Consider the following 218-nt stretch of genomic DNA (forward strand, 5'->3'; position numbering starts at 1 on the left):
AGACGCTCGCCGCGCTCGACGACGCGGTGCGGCGCGGCGACGTACGCTACATCGGCGCCTCGTCGATGTGGGCCCACCAGTTCGCGGAGTCGCTCCACGTCAGCGACCGCGAGGGATACGAGCGGTTCGCCACGATGCAGAACCACTACAACCTCGCCTACCGCGAGGAGGAACGGGAGATGCTTCCGCTGTGCGAGAAGGAGGGAGCCGGCGTGATG

At 67.9% G+C, this 218-nt stretch carries 1 protein-coding gene; it reads left to right on the forward strand.

Annotation, left to right across the window (positions count from 1 at the left end):
* Positions 1-218 (forward strand): aldo/keto reductase (locus EXE44_RS19775; protein WP_199241318.1); only part of this gene is annotated, 218 nt, incomplete at both ends.

The sequence above is a fragment of the Halorubrum sp. SS7 genome (genome assembly GCF_005435055.1).
Classification (GTDB): domain Archaea; phylum Halobacteriota; class Halobacteria; order Halobacteriales; family Haloferacaceae; genus Halorubrum; species Halorubrum salinarum.